The sequence below is a fragment of the Acinetobacter sp. SK-43 genome, from assembly GCF_015351505.1.
In the GTDB taxonomy this organism is placed as follows: Bacteria; Pseudomonadota; Gammaproteobacteria; order Pseudomonadales; family Moraxellaceae; genus Acinetobacter; species Acinetobacter junii.
In genome coordinates, this window is record NZ_JADKPY010000087.1 from 1 (window position 1) to 4109 (window position 4109).

Sequence of the window (4109 nt, forward strand, 5' to 3'; positions counted from 1 at the left end):
TATCAAGACCCGTTTTGGCAACACGCATTACAACAAAATGAAGAATAAGGGAAATCACATGAATATATTGGCAGACAAAGCCCATTATGAAAGTCACTTAGAAGCCTATATTGTGCAAAAACTGCAAGCGCAAGGTTGGGTGGTTGGGCAAAGTAAAAACTACCATACCGAATATGCACTCTATCCCGAAGATTTAATTACATGGATTCAAGCTACACAGCCTGAAAAGTGGGAAAAACTGCAAGCCTTGAATGGCAATAATACCGAAAAGCGCATCATCGACCGCTTGGATGATGAATTAAATAAGAAAGGCACAATCCATATCTTTCGTAATGGCTTTAGCATGGCTGGCGCAGGCACGATAGACCTCAGTGAAAGCGCACCCGAAGATGGACGCAATCAAGCCGTCATTGACCGCTATAACGCCAATATTCTACGTGTTGTTCCACAACTCAAATATCATCCATCCAAAGATGCAGGCATTTTGGACCTTGTGTTCTTTATTAACGGTTTGCCGATGGCAACGGTAGAAATTAAGACCGAGTTTAACCAGTCTTTAGAAGATGCCATTGAGCAGTATAAAAATGACCGTAAGCCGATAGACCCTAAAACAAGACGTAAAGAGCCATTGCTGACACCTAAGCGTGGTGCAATTGTGCATTTTGCTTTGTCTGAATCTGAAATTGCCATGACCACGGCTTTAGATGGTGAAAACACCTATTTCTTACCGTTTAACAAAGGTAATCAGGGACATGCAGGCAATCCCCCTGCGGATGCAGCCAAAGGTGAAGATTATCCAGTGGCGTATTTTTGGGATTATGTCTGCCAACGTCATAATTGGCTGAAAATTTTCCATAATTTTGTCTACGTGGAAAAGAAAAACAAAGTCGATCTATATGGCAACTGGACTGTACAGGAACGTCTGATCTTCCCGCGTTATCATCAGTTTGATGCGGTGAATAAAATCATTGCCGATGTGCAAGAAAAAGGCGTAGGACTGAATTATCTGTGTGAACACAGCGCAGGCTCAGGCAAAACCTCTACGATTTCTTGGGTGTGTCATTCACTGGTACGCTTGCGTCACAATGACGGTACACCGTTTTATAACTCCGTCATTGTGGTGACAGACAGAACGGTACTGGATGACCAGTTACAGGAAGCCATTCAACAATTAGACCATCAGAAAGGCTTAATTGCTGCAATTAATCGTGATGACAAAGAACATGCAGGCAAATCGAAAAGCAAACAGCTTGAAGATGCACTGTTGTCCAATAAACAGATCATTATTGTGACCATTCAGACTTTCCCGCATGTGATGGAAGCGATTCTGACCAATACCAGTTTAAGCGACCGTAACTACGGTATTGTGATTGATGAAGCGCATACCTCTCAAACAGGCTCAACGGCATCTAAACTGCAAGCGACATTGGCATTGCAGTCGGGTGAAGCAATGGCAAGCCTGACTGTTGAGGAATTGCTTGAGCAGATTCAAAAAGCCCGTGTACAGTCTAAAAATATCAGCCATTTTGCCTTTACTGCAACCCCAAAACACTCGACTAAAATGCTGTTTGGTCGTACCAAAAATGGCGAGCCTGCCAGTGATGATAATTTGCCTGAATCCTTCCATCTATATCCGCAACGTCAAGCCATTGAAGAAGGCTTTATTTTAGATGTACTGCGAGGCTACGTGCCTTATAAAACAGCTTTTAAACTCGGCGGTGAAGCTGTTGACGATGATAAACGGGTCAATTCTAAAGCAGCCAAGAAAGCCTTAGCCCGTTGGATGGCTTTACACGCGACCAATGTCACCCAAAAGGTGCAGTTTATTATTCAGCATTTCCACCATAACGTAGCCAATTTGCTTAATGGTCAAGCCAAAGCCATGATTGTGACCAGTTCACGCCCTGCGGCAGCACGATATAAAATTGCCTTGGAAAAATATATTGAAGATAACCCTGAATACAGTGCCTACCGTGTCTTGGTGGCATTTTCGGGCAAACTTACGGGCAAACAGATTAGCCATGAAGCAGATGGTGATACCGAAAACGGGGCGCTATTTCGAGTTGGTGAAGATGCTGAATTTACCGAAGCCAATATGAATGCCGATGCACCTAATTCTGATTTACGCATCGCATTTGACCGCCCTGAATATCGCTTAATGGTAGTGGCGAATAAATTCCAAACAGGCTTTGACCAACCCAAACTCTGCGCCATGTACATTGATAAAGTCATTGCCAATGAAGTTGAAGTGGTACAAACCTTGTCACGCTTAAACCGTACCACTACAGGCAAAGATCAAACCTTTGTAATTGACTTTGTAAATGACCCTGAATGGATTTTAAAGTGCTTTAAAAAGTACGACAACGGGGCAAAAATGGTGGATGTGCAAGACCCGAATGTGGTTTATACCATCAAAGACAATATTGAAGAACTTGATCTGATTACCGAAGATGATTTGGAGGAGTTTAAAGCAGCTCGTTTTAAAACTATCCGTGATATTAGCAATCATGATTTCAAAGAAACCACACATCCCGACCTGTTTAAAGCAACCGATCGTGTCGCCCGCCTGTTTAACCAAAAACTGAAAATGCTCAAACAGGCGATTGAGCTACAGGAAACCACATTTGATCAAGCCAAAGCAGACGGCAATGATGAAGGCGCAGAAAAAGCGGAATTTGAACGCAAGCAGTTAGACGTAGAATTACAAACCTTGATGCGCTTTAAGGGCAATTTGGATAAGTTTAGCCGTATTTATTCCTATGTGGCACAGCTTATTGACTTTGGCGATCCTGAACTTGAAAACTTCTCGGCATTTACCAAGCTCTTATCCAAACGATTAAATGGTATGTCTGCTAAAGAAATTGATATTTCAGGCTTGGTACTGACTGGCTTTGGCATCTTTAAAAAGAAACTTAAAACCGATGATACCGATCATCCCGAAGCGGATGAACCTCAACCATTAGCCCCCATCCAAGGGACAGCGAACGGTGACTTGCAGCCAAACAAAATGACTTATCTGAAAGAAGTGATCGAGCTGATTGCACAGACCTTTGGGGATATTTCTACCCGTGAAGAACAGGTGGTGTACATCAATCATTTAGTAACCATTCTGCGCAATAACGATGTGGTGATGGCTCAGATTGAAAACAATCCTGAATCCACAGCCTTGCAAGGTAATTTGCCATCGGCAACGAAAGGCGCAATTATTCAAGCACTGACCTCACATCAAGACTTATCAGCGTTGTTGCTCAAGACCGATGCACAAGCGATGCAGAATGTGATCAAGGTGCTGTATAAGCTGCTAAAAGAGGGTGAAACCATTGATGTGCATCGTCTAACATAATGGAGTATTGGAATGATTGATATTCTGCAACTGGAAGGTGTACAGCCGATAGATTACCGTAATGAAGATGGCTGTATTATGATTACTGTACAGCCAAGCGGTGAGCATTTGGAAACATGCCCTGAATGCGGTGGACGCTTATATAAGCATGGTCAGCGTATCAATCATTTTGCTGATACCCCCTTGCAGATGCAACCTGTAAAAATTGAGGTGATACGAACACGCTATCGCTGTTCTGAATGCAAAAGCATGATTACCCCTCAACTCAGCTTCTTGGATGAAAAACGTAGAGCGACCCATCGGCTGATTCAGCAAGTACGCAAGCATTGCTTAGATCGAACCTTTACGCAGCTTGCCGAAGATACGGGTGTAGTCGTGAACACCATTAAAAACATTACGCTTGATTTCGTGGAGGAATTAGAACGAGATATTAAGTTTGAAACTCCAACGATTATGGGTATTGATGAACTTAAATTGATGGGAACATATCGTTGTGTCATCACCAACCTTGCGATGAACAGCTTGTATGACATGCTGCCTGAAAGGACTCAAGATACCCTGATACCATACTTCGCCAAACTGCCTGATGCAGACAAAGTAGAATGGATTTGCAGTGATATGTGGCGACCCTTCAAAAAGTCATTTCGTCTGCATTTACCCAATGCCAAGTTGGTCATCGATAAATTTCATGTGGTGAGAATGGCAAGTGAAGCTTTAGACACTGAACGTAAAGCTTTACAAAGTAGTTTGGACCGTGATGCCCGAT

2 protein-coding genes are annotated in these 4109 nt (G+C 43.0%); both read left to right on the top strand.

From position 1 onward, the window contains the following. Positions 1–58 precede the first annotated feature (58 nt). Positions 59–3343: a type I restriction endonuclease subunit R gene (locus tag IRT38_RS17160; protein WP_194598329.1), complete on the top strand. Its 3285-nt coding sequence runs from the start codon at positions 59–61 to the stop codon at positions 3341–3343. Positions 3344–3355: 12 nt separating this feature from the next. After that, positions 3356–4109 (top strand): ISL3 family transposase (locus IRT38_RS17165; protein ID WP_194598330.1); only part of this gene is annotated, 754 nt, incomplete at its 3' end.